The sequence below is a fragment of the Nocardia amamiensis genome (assembly GCF_015477605.1).
GTDB lineage: Bacteria > Actinomycetota > Actinomycetes > Mycobacteriales > Mycobacteriaceae > Nocardia > Nocardia amamiensis_A.
Window position 1 is genome coordinate 1 of sequence record NZ_JADLQX010000343.1, and the last position, 255, is coordinate 255.

The window sequence follows — 255 nt, forward strand, 5'->3', positions numbered from 1 at the left end:
TCCGCTGGATCACCGGCGAATACGGCATCGGCGCGGACGACGTCGTGCTGTTCAAGACCCCCGCGACCTTCGACGTCTCGGTCTGGGAGCTGTTCGGTCCGCTGAGTACCGGCGGCCGCATCGTGGTAGCGAGCCCGGACGGGCACCGCGACCCGCAGTACCTGGCCGAGGTGATCGCGGCCGAGCGGGTCACCATGACCTCGTTCGTGCCGTCCATGCTGACCGTCTTCGCCGGCGGCATCGACCCGGCCGACG

At 69.8% G+C, this 255-nt stretch carries 1 protein-coding gene; it reads left to right on the plus strand.

Annotated elements, in window-relative coordinates:
- Positions 1-255: AMP-binding protein (locus IU459_RS38075; protein ID WP_195134371.1), on the plus strand; the 255-nt coding region annotated here is incomplete at both ends.